Source organism: Cryobacterium sp. W22_MBD10_FK3, from assembly GCF_052113745.1.
Classification (GTDB): domain Bacteria; phylum Actinomycetota; class Actinomycetes; order Actinomycetales; family Microbacteriaceae; genus Cryobacterium.
Map to the genome: position 1 here is coordinate 446,019 of NZ_JBGQOH010000001.1, position 25,443 is coordinate 471,461.

Below are 25,443 nucleotides of genomic sequence, written 5' to 3' on the forward strand. Positions count from 1 at the left end.
CGGGGGTGTGTGCTCCGGTGCTACTTCCACCAGTCGTCGAACAGGGATGCGGGCACGCGGCGCTTGTGTTCTGTGCCCAGGTAGCGGCGCTCAATGGCCTGGGCCACGGTGTCGTCCACGGGCTTGCCTTCGAGGAAGTCATCGATGTGCTCGTACTGCATACCCAGGTTCGCCTCGTCGGTCTGCCCGGGGTTGTCGTCGAGCAGATCGGCCGTCGGCGCCTTGAGGTAGAGGTGCTCGGGAGCGCCGAGCTCCATCAGCAGAGACCGGCCCTGGCGCTTGCTGAGACCGGTCAGCGGCAGGAGGTCAGCGCCACCGTCGCCGTACTTGGTGAAGAAACCGGTGACGGCCTCCGCCGCGTGGTCGGTTCCGACCACCAACAGGCCCTGGGCGCCGGCGATGGCGTACTGCGCGATCATCCGGGCACGGGCCTTGACGTTGCCTTTGTCGAAGTCCGGCATCTCGGCGCCGGTGCTGTCGCCGAATTCGGCTTCGAAACCGTCGACGGCGCGCTGGATGTTGAACGTGAGGGTGGACTCCGGTGCGATGAATTCCAGGGCGAGCTGCGCGTCGTCCTCGTCCCGCTGCACCGCGTACGGCAGTCGCACCGGCACGAACCGCAGGGCATGGCCCTCCACGGTGAGTTCCTCGATCGCCAGCTGGCAGAGACGCCCGGCCAGGGAGGAGTCCTGTCCGCCGCTGATGCCCAGCACGAGTCCCTTCGCACCACTGGCGAGCAGGTAGTCCTTGAGGAATTCGATGCGGCGCCGGATCTCCGCGGCGGGGTCGATGGTCGGTGTGACGTGCAGTTCGGCGATGATTCGCGCCTGGAGTTCTCGCATGTGACGAATCTATCAAGCCGATGAGGGTGGCTGCCTGCACATCCGCCCGCTCAGACGGCGACGCGCCCGGCCGACCGGTTGCGCCCGATGCAATCGCACCCGCGGCAAAAAACCAACCCCGCCGGACTGGCCGGCGGGGTTGTGCTGTGCCCCCGGCAGGATTCGAACCTGCGACAAAGAGATTAGAAGGCTCCTGCTCTATCCCCTGAGCTACGGGGGCGCATAGCGCTTCAACGATACCGCAGTCGGGGACGGGCTCCCGGCGGCGGCGCGCCTAGAGCGCTTTGGCGGTGGCCACCAGCACCTGGGCGAGGGTCGGTACACCCGCCGCGCGGAACACCTCGTCGCCGGCGGCGTTCCGCACGATGATCGTCGGCGTGTTGCGGATGCCGGCGGCCTCCGCCACAGCGTTGTCGTGCGCCACGTCGTACTCACGCACGGTGGCGGCCGGAACCAGGCGCTCCACCTCGGCCAGCACGGCCCGGGTCTGCAGGCACGGCTCACAGAACGCCGACGAGAAGAAGATAAGGTCCATGACGGCTCCTGACGGGGTGCGACTAAGCGTTGACGAGAGCGATGACGGCCACGATCGCCGAAACGGCGGCCAGCAGCAGGGACACGCCGACCAGCACAGCGTGCACGATCAGGAACGTCGTCGGCTTGCCGGCGGTGTCCCGCGCCCGGTCATCCTGACTGACCCTCTTGTAGAAGCGTGGCCAGACCACGACGTTCCAGACGGCGTTGAGCAGCAGCAAGATGGCGAGTGTTGTAAGCATCAGGGCCAGTCTACGAGCGGTGGGCCCGAGTGGCCGCCGGACCTGCCCGGCGGCGCTGTCCGGCGGCGCTGTCCGGCCCCACCGCTAGACTCGCCCCATGACAAACAGCAGTGACCGGTTGGTGTGGATCGACTGTGAAATGACCGGGCTCGACATCAACAATGACGAATTGGTCGAGATTGCGGTGGTCGTCACCGACTTCGACCTCAACATTCTCGACCCCGGCCTGGACATCGTGATCAAGCCAGATGCTTCCGCCCTGACGAACATGGGCGACTTCGTGCGCAACATGCACACTTCGTCCGGTCTGATCGAGGAGATCCCCAACGGCGTGAGTGTGGCCGAAGCCGAGTACCAGGTGCTCGAGTACGTGCTGCGGTTCGTTCCCGAAGACCAGCGAGCCCCGCTGGCCGGAAACTCGATCGGCACCGACCGTGCGTTCCTGGCCAAGTACATGCCGCGCCTGGACAAGCAGCTGCACTACCGCAACGTCGACGTCTCGTCGATCAAGGAACTCGCCCACCGCTGGTTCCCTCGGGCCTACTTCAACGCGCCGGCCAAGGACGGCGGCCACCGCGCCCTCGCCGACATCCTGGAATCGATTCGTGAGCTCGCGTACTACCGTCAGAGTGTCTTCGTCGCCGATCCCGGACCGACCAGCGCCGAAGCAAAATCGCACGCAGCGGCCGTAGTGAACATCTTCACCCAAAAGGTGTAATAGAATTCTTGAGTTGCCTTCGCTCGTCAGAGTGAAGCGGCACTTGGTGGGTATAGCTCAGCTGGTAGAGCGCCTGGTTGTGGTCCAGGAGGTCGCGGGTTCAAGCCCCGTTACTCACCCCAAGTGAACGAAAGTCCCGGTCGCGACAGCGACCGGGACTTTCTGCCTTAACCCGAGACCTGCGCGTGCCATGCTGAGTGGATGCTCACGCTCAACCACGACGACTTCGAACGACTCGTCATCGACCAGCTCGACCTTCTGCCCGATGACATGGTCGACGGCCTCGACAACGTGATCTTCGTTGTCGAGGACCGCCCGGAGGACGGCACGCTCGACACCCTGGGCCTGTACGACGGCGTCGCCCTCACCGAACGCGGCCAGTACGGCTTCGGCGAAATGCCCGACCGCATCATCCTCTTCCGCGAGCCGCTGCTGGCCATGTCCAGCGACCTCGACGAGCTGCGCGACGAGGTGCACGTGACCCTGGTGCACGAAATCGCGCATTTCTACGGCATTGACGACGACAGGCTGCACGAGCTGGGCTGGGCCTGAGCGGTGTCGGCTACCCTGAACCATGAGTAGATTTCGACCTGGCCGGGTCATCGGTGTTCTGGTGGGAACCCTCGTCATTCTGGGGATCGGTGTATACGGGCCGGCCACCCTGCTCGGGCCTCTCCCGACGGCCACCGTCACTCCGGCCACACCGCCCGCCGCCGTGGCAGCATCCACCCCGGTGCTTCCTGCCGCCGGCAGCAGCGGCCTGCTCGCCCTCACCCCGGCAGACAGCGCCGAGCCCGTCGACACCACCGACACCGCCGGCACAACGACTGACCCCGCACCCACGACCCTGGCCGTGGACACCATCGCCGTCGGCGGCGGCAGCGATCCCCTGCCGATGGCCTCGGCGGCCAAGATCATCACCGCGCTCGTAGTGCTCGACGCCAAACCGCTCGCTGTCGGCGAACCCGGTCCGGCGTATTCGTTGGTGACCGCCGACTACCAGGATTACCTCGACTACACCGCCCAGGACGCCCGGACCGTCATCGTCTTCCCCGGCGAGAGCTGGACAGAACGAGAAATGCTGCAGGCCATGATCCTCGGCTCCAGCAACAACCACGCCGACACCCTGGCCCGCTGGGCGTTCGGCTCCGTCGACGCCTACCTCACCGCCGCCAACGCCTGGCTGGCGGCCAACGGCATGGAGACCAGCACCGTCGTCGATGCCAACGGCCTCGGCGACGGCAGTGCCGGCACCGGCGCCGACCTGGCCAGGATCGCCGGCCTGGCCGCGACGAATCCGGTGATAGCCGACATCATCGCGCAGCCGGCGTCGGCGCTGGTCGGCCAACGCGGCGTCAACAACACCACCGCCTACCTGCCCGAGGAAGGCATCACCGGCATTTCGCGCAGCTACACCGACGGCGGCGGGGTCTGCTTCCTGTTCACCGGCACCGTGGTGGCCGGCGCGAACACCTTCACCTTCGCCGGCGCCTTCCTGGGCGAGCCGGACTACGACACCCTCACCGCCGACCTGACGGCGCTGATGGCGTCGGCACGGGCCGGGGTCACGGAGATGCCCGTATTGGCCGAGGGTGACGCGTACGCGACCCTCACGACGGCGTGGGGTGACTCTGCTGAGGCCGTGGTCGCCACCCCCAAGACCCGGTTCGGCTGGCAGGCCGCCGCTGCCGGCGACGCCGCGGTGACGCTCGACGAAGTCAAGACCGGCCGCGCCGGAGCCAAGATCGGCCGGGTCACCGTGGATGCGTTCGGCGAGAGCGTGTCGTCCACGCTGGAACTCGATAGCACCCTGTCCGACCCCGGGCCCGGGTGGCGGCTGCTGCACCCGGTGCCGCTGGTCGGCGCGCTTATCGCCAGCTGGTAACCAGCGGGCGGTGCCGCCTGCTGCTCAGTCCGGCTCGTCGTTGGATTCGATGGGGTCGCTGTCGGAGGAGTCGAAGGCATAACGCACGTGTAGCTTGCCCTGCACCTCGCGGCTGTCGATTTCGTTGTACCAGAACAGCGATTCCATGCTGTCCACGGCGGCGACCATGCTGATCCGGGCGTCGTGCGTGCCGTGCAGGAGTACCCGGGAGTCGGTCTGGCCCTCGAGCGGGCCGTCCACGAACTCCACCGTGTACTCGGTGTTCTCACTCTGCGGGGTAGTCATGACCCCAACTTACTGCGGAGGCACGGATTTCGCCGGTGACCCCGCCGGTCGGCCGGTCGCGAGCGGGGTGCCCGCCAACCGCACCGTCGCCCAGCGTTCGGGTTCGTCCCGGCTCCGGTAGGCCTCCCAGTCGTGCTGCCACTGGTCCCAATGCGCCTCGAAACCGCCGCCATCACGGGCCAGCGCCCGCTGCTTGCGGATGCCGTCGTCGGCGTCCAGCCACACCCGCACGTCACTGAGCTGAGTGTGCGCCCTGGCCAGGGCACCGCAGCCCTCGATCACGAGAGGCCGGCCGGGCTCGACGGTGTGCCATTCGGCCGGGCGGCCCGTGGCCCAGTCGTAACGCCGCCAGACCGCGGGCCGTCCGGAGTCCCTGGCGTCGAGCAGCAGCCGGCCGACCAGGTCGATGGCGGCGTCCAGGCCGCCCCAGCCGGGGTAGACATCGTCCAGGCGCACCAGGGTCGGCGGCACCGGGCCCGGCCAGGCGGCCACCACGGCATCGGCGAGGGTGCTCTTGCCCGCTCCGCTCGGACCGTCGATGAGGACAACGGCTCTCTCGCCCACCGGGTTCCGTCCCAGCGCCCTGACGGCGTCGAGCACCGGCGCGACCAGGTCAGGCGAGCACAAAATGCCACGTCCCCGCCAGAACTGCCGCCGTGATCGCCGCCGCGGCAATGCCCACCCCGATGGCCACGACCAGGCCGTCGCGCATCCCGAACACCGATTCCCTGGCCCAGGTGCGCGGTTCGTCGCTGCCGAAGCCACGCGCCTCCATGGCCGTGGCCAGCTTGCTGCCGCGGCGAACCGACAGCACCAGCAGCGCGAATGCCAACCCACCGAACCTGCGGGCGCGGCCGCGCAGCCCGCCGCCGTCGCCCACTCCCCTGGCCCGCCTGGCGAGGGCGAGCGAGTGCCAGTCGTCGATGAACATGCCCACCAGTCGCAAACCGGCCAGCGCGCCGAGCACGAACCGGGCGGGCAGCCGCAGTACCTGCGCGAGACCGTCACCCAGGTCGGTCGGGTCGGTGGTGGCCAACAGCACGATCCCGGGGATGCCGATGGCCAGGATCCGCAGTCCGATCGCGAGGGCGAGCGCCACCGATCCCTCGGTGACCGACACGAACCCGACGGCGAACAGCACGGCCCCGGAGTCCTGCCCGTAGAGCACCGTGGTGAGCACGGCGAAGGGTGCGGCGATCCAGACCGGTGCGGTGCGCAGCCAGAACTGGCGGGCACTCAGCCCGCACCAGGCCAACAGCACGGCCTCGAGCAGGAGGGCGACGGCCGCAGAGACCCAGTCGATGGACAGCATCAGCGCGCAACTGATCAGGAGCGCCACGGCGAGCTTGGCCACCGGGTTCACCCGGGCGATCGCGCTCGGCCGGATCTCCGGCGTCATCAGGCTCACGGCAGGTCCGTTCCGGCCGGCGGCGTCTGGCCGGTGCCCGACGATCCGATGTGCTGGGGCCGCGCAGTCGTCACGCTACGGCCGCTCGCCGGCGCCTGCGCCTGCGCCGGCACCAGGGTGAGCCGCGCATCCGCCAGCGCGGTCACGAACTGCTCGTCGTGCGTCACGGCCACCACGGCGGTGCCGGTGTCCAGCAGTTCGGCCAGCAACCGCACGAGCTCAGCCCAGGTGCGGGAATCCTGGCCGAAGGTCGGTTCGTCGAGCACGAGCAGCCGGGGCCGGGTCGCCAGCACCGTGGCCACGGAGAGCCGGCGCTTCTCGCCACCCGACAGCGTGAACGGGTTCGCGTCGGCGAGATGATCCAGCCTCAGCCGATGCAGGAGCCCGTCCACCCGCTCGGTCCTGGCGGTGCCGTCCAGTCCGAGGGCACGGGGACCGATGGCGAGCTCGTCCCGCACCGTACCGGCGAGGAACTGGTGTTCCGGGTCCTGGAACACGGTGCCGATCCGTTCCAGGAGGTCGCGGGAACGCCAACGATGCGGGGCAGGCCCGAGCCCCGCGGCCAGCGACGCTTCGGCGCTGAGGCGTCCACCCGCCGGGGCGAGCAGCCCGGCCAGGGTGAGCGCGAGGGTGGACTTGCCGGTGCCGTTCGGTCCGGTGATCGCGGTGGCCGTGCCAGCCCGGATGCCGAGGGTGAGGTCGTCAGCGACCACGACGGCCTGCTTGCGGGCGAACGGGACCCGCCCGACGGCCAAGCCTTCGGCGGTCAGCAGCAGCCGGCCGTCGTCGGAGTCGGTGCGGCCACGACGGTCTGGCGTCTCCGGGGGAAACCGCGGGATCCAGACCCCGGCGGCGGCGAGACGCTCGCCTTCGGCGTCGAGCACGGTGCCGGTGGGTCCGTCGGCGAGGATCCCACCCGCCGGGTCGAGCACGATGATGCGGTCTACCACGTGCTGCCAGACGGCAACCCGGTGCTCGATCACGATCAGGGTGGCACCGGTAGCCTCGACCGAGCGCAGCACGGCGTCGCGCACCTCCACCACGCCGTCGGGGTCGAGGTTGGCGGTGGGTTCGTCGAGCAGCACCAGGCCCGGGCGCATGGCCAGCACACCGGCCAGGGCCAGGCGCTGTTTCTGCCCGCCGCTGAGGGCGCTGGTCGGGTGCGCCAGCGGCAGGTCGAGGCCCACGTCGGCCAGGGCGCGGCGCACCCGCGGCCAGATCTCGACGGCCGGAACCGCGAGGTTCTCGCAGCCGAAGGCAACGTCGTCGCCCACCCTGGCCAGCACAACCTGCGAGTCGGGGTCCTGCAGCACCAGACCCACCCGGCCGCGGGACTGGCTGGGCCGCCGGCCGTCGACGAGCAGCTCACCGGTCTCGTCGCCATCCTCGTCGTCGCCGAGCACACCGGCGAGGGCGTGCATCAGCGTGCTCTTGCCGGCACCGCTGGGCCCGAGCACGAGTACCCGCTCCCCCGGGCGGATGTCGAGATCGAGCCCGGAGACCGCGGCGCGCGCGCGACCGGCGTGCCGCCAGCCCCAGCCGGAGGCCGTGACCCTGGCGCCGCCGGTCATGAGCGGGCCCCGGCGACGCGCTGCGGGCATCCCAACCAGGTCACCGTGCGGGCGACGTCTGGACCCGGTCGCTCTGCCCCGATTCGCGGCCGGACGCGAACCGGCTGAGCGCGCCGGTGCGGGCGAGCCCCCGCACCGCCAACCAGGAGAGCAGCCCGGCCAGCACCATGCCGGACACGACCGCGGAGACGAAGTAGACGGCCTTATAGCCGAAGTCGAGGGCGGCGTAGCTCGTGAAGGTGGTGTCGAGCAGGCCCACCGCCACACCGGCGCCGGCACCGGCCAGCAGGGCGACGCCGAGGCGCCAATTGGCGTAGAAGAACAGCGCCAGCACGATCTCGGCGCCCAGGCCTTCGACCACACCCCAGATCAGCGTGGAGAAGCCCCACTGCGTGCCGATGAGCATCGACACCACCGCGGCGACGACCTCGGTGTAGACCGCGGCGCCGGGTTTGCGGATGATGAGCCCGCCGAGCACACCGGCGAACAGCCAGCCGCCGGCCAAGAGGCCCTCGAGCCCGGGGGTGAAGGCCAGCAGGGCGCTGAGCGGCGACCAGGCCAGGCCCCAGGCCCAGAAGATCACGCCGCTGGCGACGCCGATGACGCTGGCCACGACAATGTCGACGACCCGCCATTTCAACACCCGCGGTGTTCGCGACGTGGACGGAGCCAGAAGATGAGTTGATGCGTGCACTGATCGTGCCCTTTCCGTAGATGAATACAGGGCACGGGATTGAGAAGCCTCCCTGCGCTGGCATGATCCAGATCAGGTTCGACGGTCGAAGCTGAAGTAGCTTCCTCTCAGCCCGGTTCACCGGACTCCCGTGTTCAGCTTCGAGTATAGACCGCGGCTGGGCATGCCGGTGGGACGGGCGGCGTCACACCATCGCCCGTCACCCTCGGAGGTCGGCTGGGGCTACGGCCCCGCTCCGCTAGCGCTTGAGCGCGCGGATGATTCGGGCCACGGCCTTGCCGGCTACCCAGACGAAGGGGATGCCGACGGCCAGCAGCGAGATCACGTTCGGCTCGAAGCGGGCCGCTCCGCCGGACTTGACGTAGGCGCCGATCGGGATGGCCATGCCGCCCCCGCCGCCGCCGGCCGCCGCGGAGTCGTCGCCTTCGCCGCCGCCGCCGAAGCCGTACTGCACCAGGGCAACCGGAACGATGGTGACGCCCTCGATCTCTACGGGGTCTCCGTAGGCGGACCTGACGCCGATGGACCGAGCGTTTTCTGCAAGCTTCAAGGCGAGATTAGTCATGCTGCGAGGTTACTCCCCCACCTGCTTCGGTGTGCCGAACGGGTGCACATCCCGCTTCGGAGCGCTCCCTCCGCCCAGCTGCGACGCCGGCCGCACGATGCCGCGGCCGAACCTGGCGGTGACGGTGTCCACGGCGAGTTCGGCCTCCCGCCAGTCGTCGTCGTCGTCCCACAGCCCCATCCCGGCGCCGTCGCCGGTGCCCAGCTGCTCGGCCCGCACGCCGATCAGACGCACCCGGATCCCCCGGGCCGAGAGCACGTCGAAGCTGGCGGCGACCTCCTCGTAGATCCGCCGGCCCACATTGGTGGGCTCGGTCAGGGTGCGCGACCTGGTCACCGTGCTGAAGTCGGCGTAGCGCAGCTTGAGCACCACGGTGCGGGCCACCAGTCCGTTGCCGCGCAACTTGGCCGCCACCGCATCGGACTGGCGGAGCAGTTCGCTGCGCAACCGGGCGACATCCGTCACGTCGTGTTCGAAGGTCACCTCGTGCCCGATGCTCTTCTCCTCGCGCTCGAGGTTGATGCTGCGCGGATCGATGCCCCACGACAGATCGTGCAGCTTCTGCGCGGTGGCGCCCCCCACGGCGCGCTGCAGCAGCTCCAGGGGTGCGTGGGCGATGTCGCTCACCCGGCGCAGTCCCAGAGCGAGCAATGCCCCTTCGGTGGTGGCGCCCACTCCCCAGAGGGCGCCGACGGGCAGCGGATGCAGGAAGCCGATGGTGTCCTCCGCCGGAATCACGAGCAGTCCGTCTGGCTTGGCCCTGCCCGAGGCCAGTTTGGCCACGAACTTGGTCGACGCGGCCCCGACCGAGCAGGTGAGCCCGGTCTCGGCGAACACCCGCGCCCGGATCTTCTGGGCGATCTCCGCGGGCGAACCGTGCACCCTGCGGGCGCCGGTGACATCCAGGAACGCCTCGTCGATGCTCAACGGTTCGACCATCGGCGTCATGTCGGCGAAGATGCCCATCACCTGGCGGGAGACCTCCGCGTAGCGGCTCATGTGCGGTTCGAGAACGATGGCGGCCGGGCACCGGCGCAACGCGACGGCCATTGGCATGGCCGAGTTGACCCCGTATTTGCGCGCCACGTAGTTCGCCGCCGTCACCACCGAGCGCCCGGACCTGTGGCCGATGACGACGGGCAGGTGCACCAGTTCGGGGTGGTCGAGCAGCTCGACGGAGGCGAAGAACGCATCCATGTCGATGTGGAGCATGGTGGCGGTGGTGTCGTCGACGTCGGCGCCGGTGGTCTGCCGATCGCTGCCGTCTTGCCTACTCATGCCCAACCGCACCCTTCTGCTTCAACTCGAAGCTACCTTCGAGAGTACAGGGTGGATGCGGTCACTGGCCGGTTAGAAACCGAAGTCGCCGCCGAAATCGCCGCCGCCGCCGAAGTCGCCGAACCCGCCGGAATCGCCGCCGAAGTCTCCCCCGGAGTCTGCGCCGGACTCGGCGTTGGTTTCGGTGCCGGAATCGGTGCCGGAATCGGTGGCGGAGTCTCCGCCGGCGTCACCGGACGCATCCGCCCCACCGCCGAGGTCGGGCAGGAAGGCGCTCACCAACGCCGACCCGACCACGTAGCCGGCCACGGTGCCCAAGAGCGATGCGCCGAGCATGCTGCCGAAGCCGGGGCCCTGCCGTCCGCCGGCCTGATCGCCCCCGAACGCCCGGTCCAGCGTGCCCGGCTGGCGCAGCTCGGCCCGGGTGGCCGACTTCGCGAGAGTGGCCGGTTCGGCGTTGGCGGGACGTTCGCCCTCCATGGCGTTCTCGGTGAGCTGCTGGAACAACACGTCGCGTTGCTGGTCGGTGAGCTTGCTGAACGCTTCGGTGTGCACCTGCTCGATGGTCTCCGGCGGCGCCGTGCGCAACAGATACCGGTAGCGCTCCACGGCGATCTCGTCATCGGTGCGCTGCGGTCCGGCCGCGGGCCGCGGCTGCTCCGGCTGTTCTGGGCGGCCCAGCAGTCGATCGAGGAATCCCATGGCGCTCTCCTTCGGTTGGCTTTCCAGCCTAAACGGCACCAGCCCGCTCCGACAGGACCGCGGCCAGGGACTCCAGAGCATTCACAGGGTCAGCTCCGACCGGCATCAGGACGACACTCGTGGCGCCGGCGGCGTGCAGCTCGTCGATCCGCCGGCGGGCGTCGCCGCCGGTGCCCACCACGGCGAGCTGGTCGACCCACTGGTCGGGCAGCGCCTGGGCGAAGTCCGCCCGGCTGGCGCTGGCGGCGCGCAGGGCGGCGAAGTCCTCGGCGAACGAAAGCACCCTGATGTGCGGGGCCCAGTCCGGCTCGCCGATCCACTCCAGCGCCGGCCGCACGAGGGCGCGGGCGCTGGCGGGGTTCTCGTCGACGGCGGCCACGGCGTACGCGACCACGTGGCGGCTCCCGAGCTGCGGGCGGAGGTCTGGGAACCCGAACGTGTCGGCCGGTGCGTCACGTCCGGCGTCGAGCGCAGCGATGGCGACGGCGAGGTACTCGGGCGTAACGGGTTCGGCCAGCACCACCCCGTCGGCGCAAGCGCCGGCCAGGGCGAGGGACTTCGGTCCGCGCACGCCGGCCAGGACCGGCGGCACCGTGGCCGGGGCGCCGGCGAGGCTGACGGCATCCGCGTGGGCGTACCGGCCGGAGACGGTGGCGGTGTGCCCGCGCAGAAGGGCGCGCATCAGGTCGACGGTCTCGGCGAGCATGGCCAGCGGGCTGGCCGGCCAGCTCTGGGTCTGCCGCAGCCAACCGGGCATGCCGTGCCCGACCCCCACCCGCAGACGGCCGGGAAAGAGCTCGGCCAGAGTGCCGACCTCGAGCGTCGCGAAGGTGGGGTTCCTCGCTGCGGCCGGCAGGATGCCGATTCCCACAATGATGGTGGTGGTGGCCGCGAGCAGCACCGCGGCCTGCGCGATTCCGCCCCGGAAGAAGCAGTCCTCCACCACCCAGATCTCGTCGAAGCCGAGCTCCTCGGCGCGGCGGGCGTAGGGCAGTACGTGCGCGGCCGGGAGGTCTCGCGGGAGCATCACGGCGATCGAACCTGACATTGGAGCCTCGTTTCGGTATGGCCGGCGACACTGACCGGCCGGGTTCTACGTCGAACCTAGCGGCTCGGCGCAACGAGGAATGCGAACGGGCCCGGTGTGGTTGCATCCAGCATTGGCCCTTCCCTTCTGGGTGGATGCCGCACGACCCATCAACGAAGTGAGCCCACTGTGACTGTGAACACCACCGATACCGATACCGCCCCCACCGCCACCGCCGACGCCACAGCGGCCTCCGAGACCCCGGCGTTCGACTGGTACACCCTGCAGAAGCAGGCCCACCGCGAATTCGGCCGGCGCGTTGCCGCCGTCGGCGACTGGAACGCCCCGACCCCGGACAAGGAATGGACCGTGGGCGATCTGGTGCGTCACGTCGTGACGGAGCAGCAGTGGATCCCGCCGCTCTTGGCCGGCCTGACCCTGGACCAGGCCCGACGACGCGTCGAGCCGCTCGGGGACGACCTCGCTGCCGAGTGGAACACCTACTCGTCGATGGCCACCGCGGCCTGGCAGGCTGCCCCGTCGGATGCGTCGGTGCAGCTCTCCTACGACACCGTCACGGTCCTGGACTACCTGCGCGAGCAGGTCTCCGACGTGACGATTCACTCTTGGGACCTCGCCAGGGCGACCGCGGCAGACGAGGACCTCGACCAGGCGCTGGTCGAGGCGGTCTGGACGGTCTTCGAGCCGCAGCGGGACGCGCTGGAGGCAAGCGGCCTGTTCGATTCACCGGTTCCGATGCCCGACGACGCCCCGCTGCAGTCCCGGCTGCTCGCGCTCACCGGCCGCGACGACCGCCGCTGACCGGCGCCCGTCAGGCTCCAGCCCGGCTAACTGTTGCTCGTTCGGACAAATGTGCCCGGCACACCGGGCGCACTTGTCCGCAGCGGCACCAGTTGCGGCCGGGCGCGGCCGGGCAGGGCCGGGGCGCGGCCGCTACGCGACGGTGGTGCCGAAGAGCAGGCCGAGCAGGTAGGTGATCCCCGCGGCGCCGAACCCGATCACGAGCTGGCGCAGGGCCCGCTTCAGCGGCGGTCCGCCCGAGAGCAGCCCCACGACGGCGCCGGTGGCCAGCAGGGCCAGGCCCACGAGCACGGCGGCCACGACGATGGCCGCGACTCCCTGCATGCCGAACAGGTACGGCAACACGGGCAGCAGGGCCCCGGAGGCAAAGAAGCAGAAACTGGAGACCGCGGCCCCCATGCCGGTGCCGATGGCCTCGTGCTCGTCGATCTCGGGAGCGGCCGACGCCGTCAGCCGGCTCACGTCGAGCGCACCGGTGGCGACGGCAACGGTGCGCAGCACCTCGCGGGCGTGCACCTCCGCCTCCTCGACCGACATGCCCTGGGCCCGGTACACGAGGGTGAGCTCGTTGGCAGCCTCATCCAGGTGCGAGAGCACGCTGCGCGTCGCCGGGTTCGGCGTGGAGGCGTCGAGGAGTTCACGCTGGGAGCGCACCGACACGTACTCCCCCGCGCCCATCGACAGGGCGCCGGCCAGCAGTCCGGCCAGGCCGGTGAAGAGGATGGTGGCGGCGGGTACCCCGGTCGCCCCGATGCCGAGTACGAGCGCCAGGTTGCTCACCAGGCCGTCGTTGACCCCGAAGACCGCGGCCCTGAAGGTGCCGGACAGCCGTTGGCGGCCTCGCGCGGCCAGTCCGCGGACGACCTCCTCGTGGATGCGCTCGTCGGCGGCCATGGCGCTGGTCGCGTCGGCATCCCCGTCGTACGGCGACCGGGCCTCGGCGCGCTGAGCGAGCGCGAGCACAAAGACCGACCCGAATCGGCGGGCCAGCAGGCCGAGCACCCGGGTGCGCAGCGCACCCTTCCGGGGCGCTCCGACCCTGTCACCGAGCAGGGCACGCCAGTGCTCCTCGTGCCGGCCCTCGGCCTCGGCCAGGGCGAGCAGGATGTCGCGTTCCTCACCGCTGCGCCGTCCGGCCAGGTCACGGTAGACGGCGGCTTCCGCCTGCTCGTCGGCCAGATACCGCCGCCACCGACGGATGTCGGCTTCGGGCGGTCCGTTCTGGTCGGCCACGGCGATCATGACTCCGGTGCCGCCTCGAGCGAGCGCTGGGACACGCGGGCGGATTCGTGCGGGCCGCTGCCGTCCAGGCCGTAGAACGGTTCCTCGAAGTGCACCACCCAGATGGCTTCCTTGCCCACGACGGGCGCGTAGAGCGCCGAGCCGACGAGTTCGCCCGGAGCGGTGATCACCCCGATCGGGTCTTCCACCACCGAGTCGGGGTACCCGGTGCGGTCCAGCCGCACCACCACCTGCATCCCGACGCCGAGGGCGCCGGACGCGCCCGCTGATGCGGGCACGTCCGTCGAACCGGGAACGTCAGTCGGCCGGCGCTTCCACAGGGCCACTAGTCCGCCGACCCGGGCTCTGCGGTTCCGGCGCGTTCGAGTACCAGCTCGCGCACCCTGGCGGCATCCGCCTGGCCGCGCATGGCCTTCATGACAGCGCCGATGACAGCGCCGGCGGCCTGCACCTTGCCGTCGCGGATCTTGGCGAGCACGTCGGGCTGGCTGGCGAGAGCGTCGTCGATGGCCGCGATGAGCGCGCCATCGTCGCTGACGACGGCGAGTCCGCGGCTGGCGACGACCTCGCTGGGCGTGCCCTCGCCGGCGATGACGCCCTCGAGCACCTGGCGGGCCAGGCGGTCGGTGAGGGTGCCGTCGGTGATCAGCTCGATCAGCGCGGCGACCTGCGCCGGCGTCACGAGGGTGTCGGCCGAGATGCCGGCCGCGTTGGCGAGCCTGGCGACCTCGCCGGTCCACCACTTGCGGGCGGCCTGGGCGGGCGCGCCGGCGGCGATGGTGGCCTCCATGACATCGAGCAGGTCGGAGTTCACGACATCCTGGAACTCGAGGTTCACAAAGCCCCAGTCGGCCTGCAACCGCTTGCGGCGGGCCGCGGGCGGCTCGGGCAGCGTGGCACGCAGCTCTTCGACCCAGGCGCGGGACGGGGCGACGGGCACCAGGTCGGGCTCGGGGAAGTACCTGTAGTCGTCGGCGTCGCTCTTGGGCCGGCCGGCGGAGGTGACGCCGGTGTCTTCGTGCCAGTGCCGGGTCTCCTGGGTGATGGTGCCGCCGGCGGTCAGCAGCGCGGCCTGGCGCTGGATCTCATAGCGCACGGCGCGTTCGACGCTGCGCAGTGAGTTGACGTTCTTGGTCTCGGTGCGGGTGCCCAGGATGTTGGAGCCGCGCGGGCGAAGCGACACGTTCGCGTCGCAGCGCACGTTGCCCTCTTCCATCCGGGCGTTGGAGACGCCGAGCGCCTTGACGATCTCACGGATGGCGGCGACGTAGGTCTTGCCGATCTCGGGGGCGTCGGCCTCGGCGCCCTCGATCATCTGGGTGACGATCTCGACCAGCGGCACGCCGCCGCGGTTGTAGTCCACCAGCGAGTAGTCGGCGCCCTGGATGCGTCCGGCAGCGCCGCCCATGTGGGTGAGCTTGCCGGCGTCGTCCTCCATGTGCGCGCGCTCGATGTCGACCGTGACCTGACGGCCGCTCTCCAGCTCGATGGTGAGCTGACCGTTGAACGCGATCGGCTCGTCGTACTGCGAGGTCTGGAAGTTCTTCGCGGTGTCGGGGTAGAAGTAGTTCTTGCGGGCGAACCGGCTGGTCTCGGCGATCTCGCAGCCGAGCGCCAGGCCTAAGCGGATGGACGACTCGATGGCCTGGCGGTTCACCTGAGGCAGCCCGCCGGGCAGGCCCAGGCAGGTGGGGCAGGTGTTGGTGTTGGCGCCGGAGCCGAACTCGTTGGCGCAGCCGCAGAACATCTTGGTCTTGGTGTTGAGTTCGACGTGCACCTCGAAGCCGAGCACCGGCTCGAACAGTTCGAGGGCCTTGTCGTAGTCCATCAATTCGGCTTTCGCGGCCATCAGACGGCTCCCCCTTCGGTTGCGAACATTTCGGTGTGGGCCAGCGCGGGCGCCCGGCTGAGCAGGGTGTGCCCCCAGTGCGCCTCGAGCAGCTGTTCGACGGCGGCGCCGAAGGTGTACAGGCGGGCATCCATGCGGGCGGGCGCCATCACCTGCAGGCCGACCGGCAGGCCGTCCTCGGGCGCGAGGCCCATCGGCAGGCTCATGCCGGGGATGCCGGCGAGGTTGGCCGGGATGGTGGTGATGTCGTTGAGGTACATCGCCATCGGGTCGTGCATCTTCTCGCCGAACTTGAACGCCGTGGTGGGCGCGGTGGGCGAGACGAGCAGGTCGACCTTGTCGAACGCGGCGGCGAAGTCGCGCTGGATGAGAGTGCGCACCTTCTGCGCGCTGCCGTAGTACGCGTCGTAGTAGCCGGCGCTGAGGGCGTAGGTGCCCAGGATGATGCGGCGCTTGACCTCGTCGCCGAAGCCGGCGTCACGGGTGGCCGCCATGACGCGCTCGCTGGTGAGCGGGCCGTCTTCGGGGTTCACCCGGATGCCGAAGCGCACGGAGTCGAAGCGGGCCAGGTTGCTGGAGGCCTCGGCGGGCAGGATCAGGTAGTAGGCGGAGACCGCGTACTCGAAGTTCGGGGCGCTCACCTCGCTGACGATGGCGCCGGCCTGGCTGAGCAGGGCCAGGGTCTCTTCGAAGCGCTGCTTGACGCCGGGCTGGAAGCCCGCGCCGTTGAGCTCCTTGATCACGCCGACACGCACGCCCTTGAGGGCGCCGTCGTTCAGGCCGGCCTGAGCCGCGGCGGTCATCGACGGCCAGGCATCCGTGAGCGACGTGGAGTCGAGGGGGTCGTGCCCGCCGATCACGTCGTGCAGCAGCGCGGCGTCGAGCACCGTGCGGGTGACCGGGCCGACCTGGTCGAGCGAGGAGGCCAGCGCGATGGCGCCGTACCTGGAGACTCCGCCGTAGGTGGGCTTGACGCCGACCGAGCCGGTGACGGCGGCGGGCTGGCGGATGGATCCGCCGGTGTCGCTGCCGAGGGCCAACGGCGCCTCGAAGGCGGCGACGGCGGCCGCGGAGCCACCGCCGGAGCCACCGGGGATGCGGTCCAGGTCCCACGGGTTGTGGGTGGGGCCGTAGGCGGAGTGTTCGGTGGATGAACCCATCGCGAACTCGTCCATGTTGGTCTTGCCGAGCGGGATCAGGTCGGCGTCGCGGATGCGCCTGACGACGGTGGCGTCGTACGGCGGGATCCAGCCTTCGAGGATCTTCGATCCGGAGGTGGTGGGCATGTCGTGGGTGGCGAGCACGTCCTTGATGGCGATCGGCACGCCGGCCAGGGCCCCGAGCTTCTCGCCGGCGGCGCGGCGGGCATCCACCCGGGCGGCGGTGGCGAGGGCGGCGTCGCGGGCCACGTGCAGGAAGGCGTGCACGTCGGGGTCGACGGCGTCGATGTGGTCGAGGTGCGCGCGGGTGACGTCGACGGAGCTGACCGAGCCGTCGGCGAGGAGGCCGGCCAGGGCGGCGGCGGTCTGATTGATCAGGTTGGTCATTTCGGCTACTCCTCGTCCAGGATGGCGGGCACGCGGAATTTGTCGCCGGCACGGTCGGGGGCGCCGGAGAGGGCCTGGTCGACGGTGAGCGACGGCACGACCACGTCGTCGCGGAACACGTTGGTCAGCGGCATCGGGTGGCTGGTCGCCGGAACGTCGGGCGTGGCCACCTCGGCGACCTTGGCGACTGAGTCGACGATCTGGCCGAGCTCGACCGTGAGGCGATCGATTTCTGCCGAGCTGAGGTCGATCCGGGCGAGGTTGGCCAGATGGGCAACCTGCTCGGCCGTGATTTCAGACATGAAACTCCCAAGAAAATCGAAGTGGAAGCTCCAATTCTATTCGTCGCCGTCGGTTGCCAGATCCGCCTTGTCGGTGCCGATCAGCGCCATGTTGTGCAGGGACTCGCTTCCGGGGGTGAAATAGTCGTTGTGGCCGACGGATCCGTGCAGCCGGACACCGGTGACGGCGTCGGTCCCGCCGTGCACGCCGAGTTCCCTGGCGCCGTAGGAGGACGCACCGGGATCGCTGCCGAAGAACGCCGAGTTCACGGCAGGATCCCAGTCGGCTTTGCCGACGAAGATGTTTCCGCCGGCGACCTTGAGTTTGTCGGCAGACTGGATCTCGCTGCCCGGGGAGCCGACGACGACGAGGGCATCCACCTCCACCGACCCGTTGGCCAGGGCGATGAGAGCGACCGTCGAGCCGTAGGAATGCGCGAACGTGGTGATGAAGGGTTGGTCGCCTCCCCGGCTGGCGCGGATGCCCGCCCAGGAGGTTTCGAGGAAGGCGGCGCCGGCCTGGGCCCGGTCGCGGCCGCCGACGGAGAACAGGTCGGGCGCTTCGTAGCCGATCCAGGCGATGGTGGCGAGGGTCGGGGTTGAGCCGGCGGCGGCGTGGGCGGACAGGATGGCGCGCTGTTCGCGGTAGAGGTCGTCGGCCACCGTGGTCCAGTTCACCATCTGCGGCTCGACCTGGTAGTTCATCCCCGGCACGAGGTAGCCGATGAAATCAGCGGTGTCCGGGTTGCCCAGGGCGATGGCCGCCCGTCCGGATCCGGTGGTGTCGAGCAGGATCAGGCGACGTTTGGGCCCGTCCGCACTGCTCTGCAACGCCAGTGACACCTGGGCGAGCATGGCCACCTGGCGGGTGGCCAGGGCGCGTTCGGCATCCGAGAGGCGGCCGTCGAGCGCGCGGTCGGCCGCGGCGCGGGCATCCCGCAGGTAGCTCTCGTTGGCGCGGCTGCGCTCGGCCAACGGCACGCCGTCGAGGTTTCCGACCAGCCGCGGCGTCGCGGCGGCGAGGGAGGCCCGTTGGGTGGAGTCGAGCATGGTCCACCACGCCGACACCACGGTTGCTTCGGGCGGGGCAGCCAGCAGGGCGTCGATGTGAGTGGGGTATTCCGCTGCGAAGGCGGCCAAGTCCGCCGCGGCGAGATGGGACATGCCCACGAGCAGGCTCGATCCGGTCCTGGTGCGCAGGGCGGACCGGTCGATGTCGACGGCGCCGGCGGATTGAACCTCGGGCTGCGACCAGACCGGGGCTGCACCCACGTCGCCCTGGCGGTCCGAGACCCGGGCAGGCACGGTCTGGGTCTCGCTGACCAGCGAGTATTGGGGCACCGAAACGGGCCCGCCCACCCCGATCAGGGCGAGCGAGGCAGTAACCAGTGCAGCGGCCCCGAATAGCACGACGCGTCCAGTCCCCTCACGAACGAATTAATAGCTTGAAGACTCAGCGTCACTGGCAAGCCATACGCTCACAGCTTATCGAGCGCGACGGCTCCGGATGCCCCTCGTTCAGGGCTATCCGGGGGCATTTCGGTGTCATTTGTGCCTGGTGTTTCAGGCACGTTTCGGTTTCGGGTCGCTCGGTGGATCGCGGTTCGCAAAGTGTTGCGGCTCAGAGGATGACGCTGACGCCGATCAGGGCGGCGATGATCACGGCCACGCCGATCAGGAGGCCCGTGGCCCGGCCGATGCGGCGTCGGCTGACGGTGCCGGCACGGAATGCGGACCTGGACACCCGGTCCAGGTTGGGAAACAGGGCCTGGAAGGGCGGTTCGCGGGGCGCCAACGGCTCCGGGGCAGCGGGTTCCTCGGTGGGTCGGTCATCATCCTTGATGGGTGCCATGGCCCCATCGTAGTCACGGGGGCTCGGTCCCCCACGGGTGCGGTCGCGTCCCCGCGTCCTCGCGGGTGCAACTGTTCCCCGTTCGGACAATTGCACCCGGTGTGCCGGCACCATTTGTCCGCACCGGGAACAGTGAGGCGGCGGGTAGGCGCGGGGCGGATGCCGGGCAGGCGCGGGCAGGCGGCAGGCGGCAGGCGGCAGGCGCAGGCCAGGGGTCAGCGGCCGGCGAGCTCGGTCAGCAGGGCCAGCTCGTCGACGTCGGTGAGCCCGGCCCGGCGGGGGCCCTGCTGCACCCTGAGCCGCTCCCAGTACAGGGTGTCGGCGAGGGTGTCGGCCAGGGGTCGGGTGACCAGGCCCGCCGCGCGGGCGGCGCTGCTGTCGCGGGCGGTGAAGCCGGCGTAGTCAGGCACAGGTAACCAGAGCGGCAGCGACCGCGGTCCCGACCACGGCTCCACCCCGTGATCCAGCAGCCAGTTCGGGTCTGCGCCCACGATCGGCCCGGTGTGCCCGGCGACGCCGCGGGCCACGGCGAGGTGCTCGGCCAGCGACACGGTTTCCCCCGTCGTGTTGAACACCCCGGTGGTGCGGTCCTCGGCGGCGTCGACGATCCACTCGGCCAGGTCACGCACGTCGATCAGCTGGCTGAACAGCCCAGGAACCTCGGGCACCAGCACGCTTCCGTCGGCCGCGGCGGGCTCGCTGAAGCGCATCGGCCAGTAGCCGCTGCGGTCCGAGACGTCGCCGGGCCCGCCGATCAGTCCCGCCCGGGCGATCAGCGACCGCTCCGCGCCGAACCCGCCCTGCACCAAGTGTTCGCAGGCCACCTTCGCCTCGCCGTAGTTCTCCATCGAGCCGAGCACACCGTCGGCGAGGGCACCCAGCAGCGCGGCGTTCTCGTCCTGCCCCAAAGTGGCGGCGTCGGAGTACACGTTGCCGGACGACACGAAGGTGTACGAGCCGGCCCGCTCCCGCAGCGCGGCGACGGCCGAGGCCACCTGCCCGGGCTGCCGCGACACATCCACGACCACGTCCCAGTCTTCGACGGCCACCGCCGCATAGGCCCCGGGCCGGTCGCGGTCGCCACGCACCAACCGGATGCCGTCGGGCACGTCCCCGGATTCCCCGCGAGCCAGGCAGGTCACCTTATGGCCGTGGTGCATCGCCGCGGTCGCGATGGTGCTGCCGAGCCAGGCCGTGCCGCCGAGAATCAGGAATCGCATGGGGCCAGCTAACCCAACCCGCGGCGTCCTCGGCAAGCCAGTTCGCTCTGGGCACACCCGGCCGGCGAACGCGATCCGTCCCGCCGATCCCCGCCGTGATCGATGGTGGGTAGGCAGCTACTCGGTGTCGAGGCCGGGCGCGACTTCGGCCGCGGCATCGGCCGGCGCATCCGCGGTCGGCGCATCCGCCACCGGCGCGGCATCGGGCAGGCCGGCGGGCCCGTGCTCGAGCAGCAGCCGGAACTGGTCTGCGTCGATGATCCGCAGCCCGAGCGCCTCGGCCTTGGCCAGCTTGGAGCCGGCGCCGGGCCCGGCGGCCACGAAGTCGGTCTTCTTCGACACGCTGGAGGCGTTCTTGCCGCCGGCGGCGATGATCGCCTCGGAGGCGCCCTCGCGGGTGAAACCCTCGAGCGAGCCCGTGGCGACGACGGTGAGGCCGGTCAGCACTCCCCCGGCGGCCGCGGCGGCGCCTGGCCCGGGATGCCCGGGGGTGGCGAACTGCACGCCGGCGGCGGCCCAGCGCTCGACGATCTCACGGTGCCAGTCCACCTCGAACCAGTCGATGACGGCGTCGGCGATGATGCCGCCCACCCCGTCGACCTCGGCGAGTTCGTCGCGGGAGGCCGCCCTGATGGCATCCAGTGCCCCGAAGTGATTGGCCAGGGCCCGCGCGGCCACAGGTCCGACGTGCCGGATGTTGAGCGCGACCAGGATGCGCGCCAGCGGCTTGGTCTTGGCCAGGTCGATCTCCGCGATCAGCTTCACGGCGTTCGACGACGGCTGTGGTCCGTCCAGGCCGGCCTTCTTCTCGGCCGCCGTCGGGTTCCGGCGGAACGGGGAGCGCTGACGCACGGTGCCGTCCTCGTCCTCCCTGGGCAGACCGGTCTCGGCGTCCCGCACCACCACACTGATGGGCAGCAGGTCCGCGATGGTGAGCTCGAACAGGCCGGCCTCGGTGTCCAGCGGCGGGGTCTCCGGCACTGTCGGCTGGGTGAGCGCCGCCGCGGTGACCTCGCCGAGCACCTCGATGTCGAGGGCGCCGCGGGAGCCGATGTGCTCGACCCGGCCGCGCACCTGGGCGGGGCAGCTGCGCGCGTTGGGGCAGCGCAGGTCGATGTCGCCCTCCTTGGCCGCCTTGAGCGGGGTACCGCAGACCGGGCAGTCGGTTGGCATCACGAATTCATGTTCGGTGCCGTCGCGCAGCTCCACGACCGGGCCGAGCACCTCGGGAATGACGTCGCCGGCCTTCCGCAGCACCACGGTGTCGCCGATGAGCACGCCCTTGGCGCGCACGACGTCCTGGTTGTGCAGGGTGGCCTGGCGCACGACCGAGCCGGCGACCCGCACCGGTTCCATCACGGCGAACGGGGTGGCCCGGCCGGTGCGGCCGACGCTCACGACGATGTCGAGCAGCTTCGTGTTCACCTGTTCAGGCGGGTACTTGTAGGCGATCGCCCAGCGCGGCGCCCGGTTGGTGGCGCCGAGCTCGTCGTGCAGGGCGAGCTCGTCGACCTTGATGACGATGCCGTCGATCTCGTGCTCCACGCTGCCGCGGTGTTCACCGAAGTACTCGATGAACGCGGATGCCTCGCTCGCCTTCCCGACGACCGTGTAGTGGGTGCTGGTGGGCAGCCCCCAGCCGGCGAGCACGCCGTAGACGGCGGACTGGGAGTCCGCACCGGGCTGCTGCCAGGCGCCGATGCCGTGCACGAGCATCCGCAGCCGGCCGAGCCTGGCCTTCATCAGGGCGAGCTGGTCGGCGTTCTTGCTCTCGGCCTTCTGCCTGAGCGACCCGCTGGCGGCGTTCCGGGGGTTCGCGAACACCCGTTCACCGGCGGCGCTCTGCGCGGCGTTGAGCTCGCGGAAGGCCTCGACAGGGAAGAAGACCTCGCCACGCACCTCCATCAGCGGCGGATGCCCGGTTCCGGTCAGGCGCGCCGGAATACCGGGTACGAGGGCGATGTTCTCGGTGACGTCCTCGCCGACCACGCCGTCGCCGCGGGTGGCGGCCGAGACGAGCACACCGTTCTCGTAGCGGAGGTTGATGGCCAGGCCGTCGATCTTGAGCTCGCAGAGGTAGTGCACGGCCCGGCCGGCGTCCCGCTCGACCTTGGCCGCCCAGGCCTCGAACTCCGAGGTGGAGAACACGTTGTCGAGGCTGAGCATCCGTTCGGCGTGCTGCACGGGGTCGAACAGGGTGGTCTCGGCGCGGCCGCCCACGGTCTGGGTGGGACTGTCCTGGCTGGCCAGCTCGGGGAAGAGCCGTTCGAGTTCCTCCAGACGCTGAATCAGGTGGTCGTACTCGGCGTCGTCGACGATCACCTCGTTGCGCTCGTAGTAGGCGTCGCGGGCCTCGAGGATGCGGGTGGTGAGGCTCGCGGCCTCCTCCCCGGCGGCGGCCAGCGCGGCCGCGGGTGATGCTCCGGTGACGTCAGGCATTGATCGTCGCGGAGTCGGCGGTAACCGTGCCTGCAACGTCATCGCTCGCGTGGACCGGCACGGCACTGACGGTGCGGTCGATCGTGCACTGGCCGAGCACCCGGGTGCCCACGTAGACCACGGCGGTCTGGCCGGGGGCCACGCCGGTGAGCGGCTGGGTCGGCAGGATGCGGAGCTCGGTGTGGGCCTCAACCGGCGGGGTCGCGGTCGCATCGGCCGGCACGTTGATGACCTGGGCCACGGCGGGCTCGGGGTCGGCGTGCGCGCGGATCTGCACGTCGCAGGCGAATTCGATCTCGGGGTGTTCGGGCGCCAGGCCGGCCCAGGTGAACTTGGTGCCGGCGATCTCCTTGATCGCCAGGGCCTCCTTGGGCCCCACGACCACGGTGTTCGTCACGGGGCGCACCTCGAGCACGAAGCGCGGCTTACCGTCTGCGGCGGGGGTGCCGATCGAGAGGCCCTTGCGCTGGCCCACGGTGAACGCCACGGCGCCCTCGTGCTGGCCGAGCTTGTTGCCCTCGCGGTCCAGGATGTCGCCGGTCGCCGGCGCGACCCGCTCGCCGAGCCATCCGCGGGTGTCGCCGTCGGGGATGAAGCAGATGTCGTAGGAGTCGGGCTTGTTCGCCACCGAGAAGCCGCGTTCGGCGGCCTCTGCACGCACCTCGGCCTTGGACGGCGTGGCGCCAAGCGGGAACATCGAGTGCGCGAGCTGCTCCTTGGTGAGCACGCCGAGCACGTAGGACTGGTCCTTGGCCCAGGCGCTGGCCCTGTGCAGCTCCCGGTTGCCGTCGGCATCCGTCACGATGGAGGCGTAGTGGCCGGTGCAGACGGCGTCGAAGCCGAGCGCCAGGGCCTTCTCGAGCAGGGCGGCGAACTTGATCTTCTCGTTGCAGCGCATGCACGGGTTGGGGGTGCGGCCGGCGGCGTACTCGGCGATGAAATCGTCGACGACGTCGAGCTTGAACCGCTCGGAGAAATCCCAGACGTAGTAGGGGATGCCGATGATGTTCGCGGCCCGTTGGGCGTCCATCGAGTCCTCGACGGTGCAGCAGCCGCGGCTGCCGGTGCGGAGCGTGCCGGGCATGCGCGACAAGGCCAGGTGCACCCCGACCACCTCGTGCCCTGCCTCGACCGCGCGGGCTGCGGCCACGGCGGAATCCACCCCACCGCTCATTGCTGCCAGAATCTTCACTGGTTAAGTGTACGCACGCGGGGCCGAGTCGGCCATTCCCGCGCCGATCGCTTGCGACCAGGCCGCGGGTAGTGCCGTGAGCAGGGCCTCGACGTCGGCCGCGGTGGAGGTGCGGCCCAGCGTGATCCGCAGGGCGCTGCGGGCCTCGGCAGCGCTCCGGCCCATCGCGCGCAGCACGTGCGAGGGCTCGGGGATGCCGGCCTGGCAGGCGGATCCCGTGGACACCGACACCCCGGCGACGTCGAGCAGGAACAACAGCGAGTCGCCCTCGCAGCCGGGAAAGGTGAAGTGGGCGTTGCCGGGCAGCCGGCCGTCGGGGTGCGGGTCGCCGTTGAGCACGGCGGAGGGCACCGCGGCGCGCACGCCGGCGATCACGCTGTCGCGGAGCACCTGGAGGCGGGCGTTCTCGGCGCCGAGCCCGGCCGTCATGGCCCGGGCCGCGACGGCGAAGGACACCGCGGCCGCCACGTCCTGGGTGCCGCTGCGCACTTGGCGCTGTTGGCCGCCGCCGTGGATCAGCGGCACCACGGTGGCCGTGCGGGCGAGCACCAGGGCGCCGATCCCGACTGGACCGCCGATCTTGTGCGCCGAGACGCTCAGCGCCGACACTCCCGCAGCGTGCAGGGCGGCGAAATCGATCGGCACATGCCCGTAGGCGGAGATGGCGTCAACGTGCACGGGGATGCCGTGGGCCGCGGCGAGCGCCGCCACCTCCTTGATCGGCTGCAGCGTGCCCACCTCGTTGTTGGCGGCCAGCAGGGTGACCAGGGCCACGTCGAGGGGATCCTGCCGGATCGCGGCCTCGAGGGCGGCGAGGTCGATGCGGCCCAGCCCGTCCAGCGGGATCCACTGCACCCGGGCGCCCTCCTGCTGGGCGAGCCATTCGACGGTGTCGACGGTGGCGTGGTGTTCTCCCCCCGGCACGAGGATGCGGGTGCGGGGCGCTCGCGCCCAGTACAGCCCCTTGATCCCGAGGTTCACAGCTTCGGTGCCGCCGCCGGTGAAGACGATCTCGATGGGGTCGGAGTGCACACTCGCTGCGACCTGTTCGCGGGCCTCTTCGAGCATCCGCTTGGCGTTCTGGCCCTGGCTGTGGATGGACGCCGGGTTGCCGACGACGGCCATGGCCTCGACGTACGCCGTGATGGCGGCCGGCAGCATGGGCGCTGTCGCCGCGTGGTCGAGATACACCGACATGGTTCATCTCCTGGTGGTTTCGTGGCCGACGTTCACCGTCGTCCGGGCTGG

27 protein-coding genes, 2 tRNA genes and 1 riboswitch are annotated in these 25,443 nt (G+C 70.4%); of the genes, 5 read left to right on the top strand and 24 right to left on the bottom strand.

From position 1 onward, the window contains the following. Positions 1–20: 20 nt before the first annotated feature. The 4 genes from nadE to ACEN2M_RS02100 form a co-directional block, all read right to left on the bottom strand. Positions 21–842, bottom strand: coding sequence for an ammonia-dependent NAD(+) synthetase (nadE, locus tag ACEN2M_RS02085; RefSeq protein ID WP_441646449.1), 822 nt, complete (start codon positions 840–842; stop codon positions 21–23). Positions 843–989: 147 nt separating this feature from the next. Further along, positions 990–1,062, bottom strand: a tRNA-Arg gene (locus ACEN2M_RS02090). 54 nt (positions 1,063–1,116) lie between these two features. Next, positions 1,117–1,377 (bottom strand): thioredoxin domain-containing protein, encoded by a 261-nt coding sequence (locus ACEN2M_RS02095; protein ID WP_441646450.1) that lies wholly within the window; start codon positions 1,375–1,377, stop codon positions 1,117–1,119. A 22-nt stretch (positions 1,378–1,399) separates the two neighbouring features. Next, a complete protein-coding gene (locus tag ACEN2M_RS02100; protein ID WP_441646451.1) occupies positions 1,400–1,618 on the bottom strand; it encodes an SCO4848 family membrane protein in 219 nt (72 codons plus the stop codon). A gap of 97 nt (positions 1,619–1,715) precedes the next feature. On the opposite strand from ACEN2M_RS02100, the gene orn reads away from it, so the two are divergent. The 4 genes from orn (at position 1,716) to ACEN2M_RS02120 (ending at position 4,221) form a co-directional block, all read left to right on the top strand. Beyond that, on the top strand, positions 1,716–2,336 hold the full coding sequence (gene orn / locus ACEN2M_RS02105) for an oligoribonuclease (protein ID WP_441646452.1): 621 nt from the start codon (positions 1,716–1,718) through the stop codon (positions 2,334–2,336). Between the two features lie 46 nt (positions 2,337–2,382). Further along, positions 2,383–2,458: transfer RNA gene (locus ACEN2M_RS02110), tRNA-His, on the top strand. 79 nt (positions 2,459–2,537) lie between these two features. Further along, positions 2,538–2,888: a metallopeptidase family protein gene (locus ACEN2M_RS02115; protein ID WP_441646453.1), complete on the top strand. Its 351-nt coding sequence runs from the start codon at positions 2,538–2,540 to the stop codon at positions 2,886–2,888. A 22-nt stretch (positions 2,889–2,910) separates the two neighbouring features. Then, positions 2,911–4,221, top strand: coding sequence for a D-alanyl-D-alanine carboxypeptidase family protein (locus ACEN2M_RS02120; protein WP_441646454.1), 1,311 nt, complete (start codon positions 2,911–2,913; stop codon positions 4,219–4,221). A 24-nt stretch (positions 4,222–4,245) separates the two neighbouring features. Here ACEN2M_RS02120 and ACEN2M_RS02125 read toward each other — a convergent pair whose 3' ends face one another. From ACEN2M_RS02125 to ACEN2M_RS02165, 9 genes are all read right to left on the bottom strand, one after another. After that, entirely contained in the window at positions 4,246–4,506 is a 261-nt protein-coding gene (locus ACEN2M_RS02125) for a hypothetical protein (RefSeq protein WP_441646455.1), read from the bottom strand. A gap of 9 nt (positions 4,507–4,515) precedes the next feature. Continuing rightward, positions 4,516–5,070, bottom strand: a complete 555-nt coding sequence (locus tag ACEN2M_RS02130; RefSeq protein WP_441646456.1) for an ATP-binding protein — start codon at positions 5,068–5,070, stop codon at positions 4,516–4,518. A gap of 49 nt (positions 5,071–5,119) precedes the next feature. Beyond that, positions 5,120–5,914, bottom strand: coding sequence for an energy-coupling factor transporter transmembrane component T family protein (locus tag ACEN2M_RS02135; protein WP_441646457.1), 795 nt, complete (start codon positions 5,912–5,914; stop codon positions 5,120–5,122). Then, positions 5,911–7,515 (bottom strand): ABC transporter ATP-binding protein, encoded by a 1,605-nt coding sequence (locus ACEN2M_RS02140; protein ID WP_441646458.1) that lies wholly within the window; start codon positions 7,513–7,515, stop codon positions 5,911–5,913. The genes ACEN2M_RS02135 and ACEN2M_RS02140 overlap by 4 nt, the downstream gene beginning before the upstream one ends. A gap of 10 nt (positions 7,516–7,525) precedes the next feature. Further along, positions 7,526–8,179, bottom strand: coding sequence for an ECF transporter S component (locus ACEN2M_RS02145; protein ID WP_441646459.1), 654 nt, complete (start codon positions 8,177–8,179; stop codon positions 7,526–7,528). A gap of 32 nt (positions 8,180–8,211) precedes the next feature. Continuing rightward, positions 8,212–8,320, bottom strand: a riboswitch (TPP riboswitch). Between the two features lie 97 nt (positions 8,321–8,417). Next, positions 8,418–8,744, bottom strand: coding sequence for a spore germination protein GerW family protein (locus ACEN2M_RS02150; protein ID WP_441646460.1), 327 nt, complete (start codon positions 8,742–8,744; stop codon positions 8,418–8,420). A gap of 9 nt (positions 8,745–8,753) precedes the next feature. Then, positions 8,754–10,022: a DNA polymerase IV gene (gene dinB / locus ACEN2M_RS02155; protein ID WP_441646461.1), complete on the bottom strand. Its 1,269-nt coding sequence runs from the start codon at positions 10,020–10,022 to the stop codon at positions 8,754–8,756. Positions 10,023–10,094: 72 nt separating this feature from the next. Then, on the bottom strand, positions 10,095–10,724 hold the full coding sequence (locus ACEN2M_RS02160; RefSeq protein WP_441646462.1) for a hypothetical protein: 630 nt from the start codon (positions 10,722–10,724) through the stop codon (positions 10,095–10,097). A gap of 28 nt (positions 10,725–10,752) precedes the next feature. Continuing rightward, the gene (locus ACEN2M_RS02165; RefSeq protein WP_441646463.1) at positions 10,753–11,772 is read right to left on the bottom strand and encodes an LLM class flavin-dependent oxidoreductase; all 1,020 of its coding nucleotides are present in this window, start codon (positions 11,770–11,772) and stop codon (positions 10,753–10,755) included. Between the two features lie 174 nt (positions 11,773–11,946). Here ACEN2M_RS02165 and ACEN2M_RS02170 point away from each other — a divergent pair, with 174 nt between their 5' ends. Continuing rightward, positions 11,947–12,573: a TIGR03086 family metal-binding protein gene (locus ACEN2M_RS02170; RefSeq protein ID WP_441646464.1), complete on the top strand. Its 627-nt coding sequence runs from the start codon at positions 11,947–11,949 to the stop codon at positions 12,571–12,573. A 132-nt stretch (positions 12,574–12,705) separates the two neighbouring features. Here the strand turns inward: ACEN2M_RS02170 and ACEN2M_RS02175 are convergent, their stop codons facing one another. The 11 genes from ACEN2M_RS02175 to ACEN2M_RS02225 form a co-directional block, all read right to left on the bottom strand. Next, the gene (locus ACEN2M_RS02175) at positions 12,706–13,815 is read right to left on the bottom strand and encodes a VIT1/CCC1 transporter family protein (protein ID WP_441646465.1); all 1,110 of its coding nucleotides are present in this window, start codon (positions 13,813–13,815) and stop codon (positions 12,706–12,708) included. Beyond that, positions 13,812–14,093 carry a hypothetical protein gene (locus ACEN2M_RS02180; RefSeq protein ID WP_441646466.1) on the bottom strand — a complete coding sequence of 94 codons (282 nt, stop codon included), beginning with the start codon at positions 14,091–14,093 and terminating at the stop codon, positions 13,812–13,814. The genes ACEN2M_RS02175 and ACEN2M_RS02180 overlap by 4 nt, the downstream gene beginning before the upstream one ends. Before the next feature lie 47 nt (positions 14,094–14,140). Beyond that, a complete protein-coding gene (gatB, locus tag ACEN2M_RS02185; protein ID WP_441646467.1) occupies positions 14,141–15,664 on the bottom strand; it encodes an Asp-tRNA(Asn)/Glu-tRNA(Gln) amidotransferase subunit GatB in 1,524 nt (507 codons plus the stop codon). After that, positions 15,664–17,211, bottom strand: a complete 1,548-nt coding sequence (gene gatA, locus ACEN2M_RS02190; RefSeq protein ID WP_441646468.1) for an Asp-tRNA(Asn)/Glu-tRNA(Gln) amidotransferase subunit GatA — start codon at positions 17,209–17,211, stop codon at positions 15,664–15,666. Before gatA ends, gatB begins: the two co-directional genes overlap by 1 nt. A gap of 5 nt (positions 17,212–17,216) precedes the next feature. Then, positions 17,217–17,513 (bottom strand): Asp-tRNA(Asn)/Glu-tRNA(Gln) amidotransferase subunit GatC, encoded by a 297-nt coding sequence (gene gatC / locus ACEN2M_RS02195; protein ID WP_130178782.1) that lies wholly within the window; start codon positions 17,511–17,513, stop codon positions 17,217–17,219. A 36-nt stretch (positions 17,514–17,549) separates the two neighbouring features. Beyond that, on the bottom strand, positions 17,550–18,902 hold the full coding sequence (locus tag ACEN2M_RS02200) for an alpha/beta hydrolase (protein ID WP_441646469.1): 1,353 nt from the start codon (positions 18,900–18,902) through the stop codon (positions 17,550–17,552). 211 nt (positions 18,903–19,113) lie between these two features. Beyond that, positions 19,114–19,344 (bottom strand): hypothetical protein, encoded by a 231-nt coding sequence (locus ACEN2M_RS02205; RefSeq protein WP_441646470.1) that lies wholly within the window; start codon positions 19,342–19,344, stop codon positions 19,114–19,116. Positions 19,345–19,559: 215 nt separating this feature from the next. After that, positions 19,560–20,564: an NAD-dependent epimerase/dehydratase family protein gene (locus tag ACEN2M_RS02210; RefSeq protein ID WP_441646471.1), complete on the bottom strand. Its 1,005-nt coding sequence runs from the start codon at positions 20,562–20,564 to the stop codon at positions 19,560–19,562. Between the two features lie 117 nt (positions 20,565–20,681). Continuing rightward, positions 20,682–23,003, bottom strand: coding sequence for an NAD-dependent DNA ligase LigA (ligA, locus tag ACEN2M_RS02215; protein WP_441646472.1), 2,322 nt, complete (start codon positions 23,001–23,003; stop codon positions 20,682–20,684). Beyond that, entirely contained in the window at positions 22,996–24,195 is a 1,200-nt protein-coding gene (mnmA, locus tag ACEN2M_RS02220) for a tRNA 2-thiouridine(34) synthase MnmA (RefSeq protein WP_441646473.1), read from the bottom strand. Before mnmA ends, ligA begins: the two co-directional genes overlap by 8 nt. A 3-nt stretch (positions 24,196–24,198) precedes the next feature. Next, positions 24,199–25,392, bottom strand: coding sequence for a cysteine desulfurase family protein (locus ACEN2M_RS02225; protein WP_441646474.1), 1,194 nt, complete (start codon positions 25,390–25,392; stop codon positions 24,199–24,201). Positions 25,393–25,443: the final 51 nt, after the last annotated feature.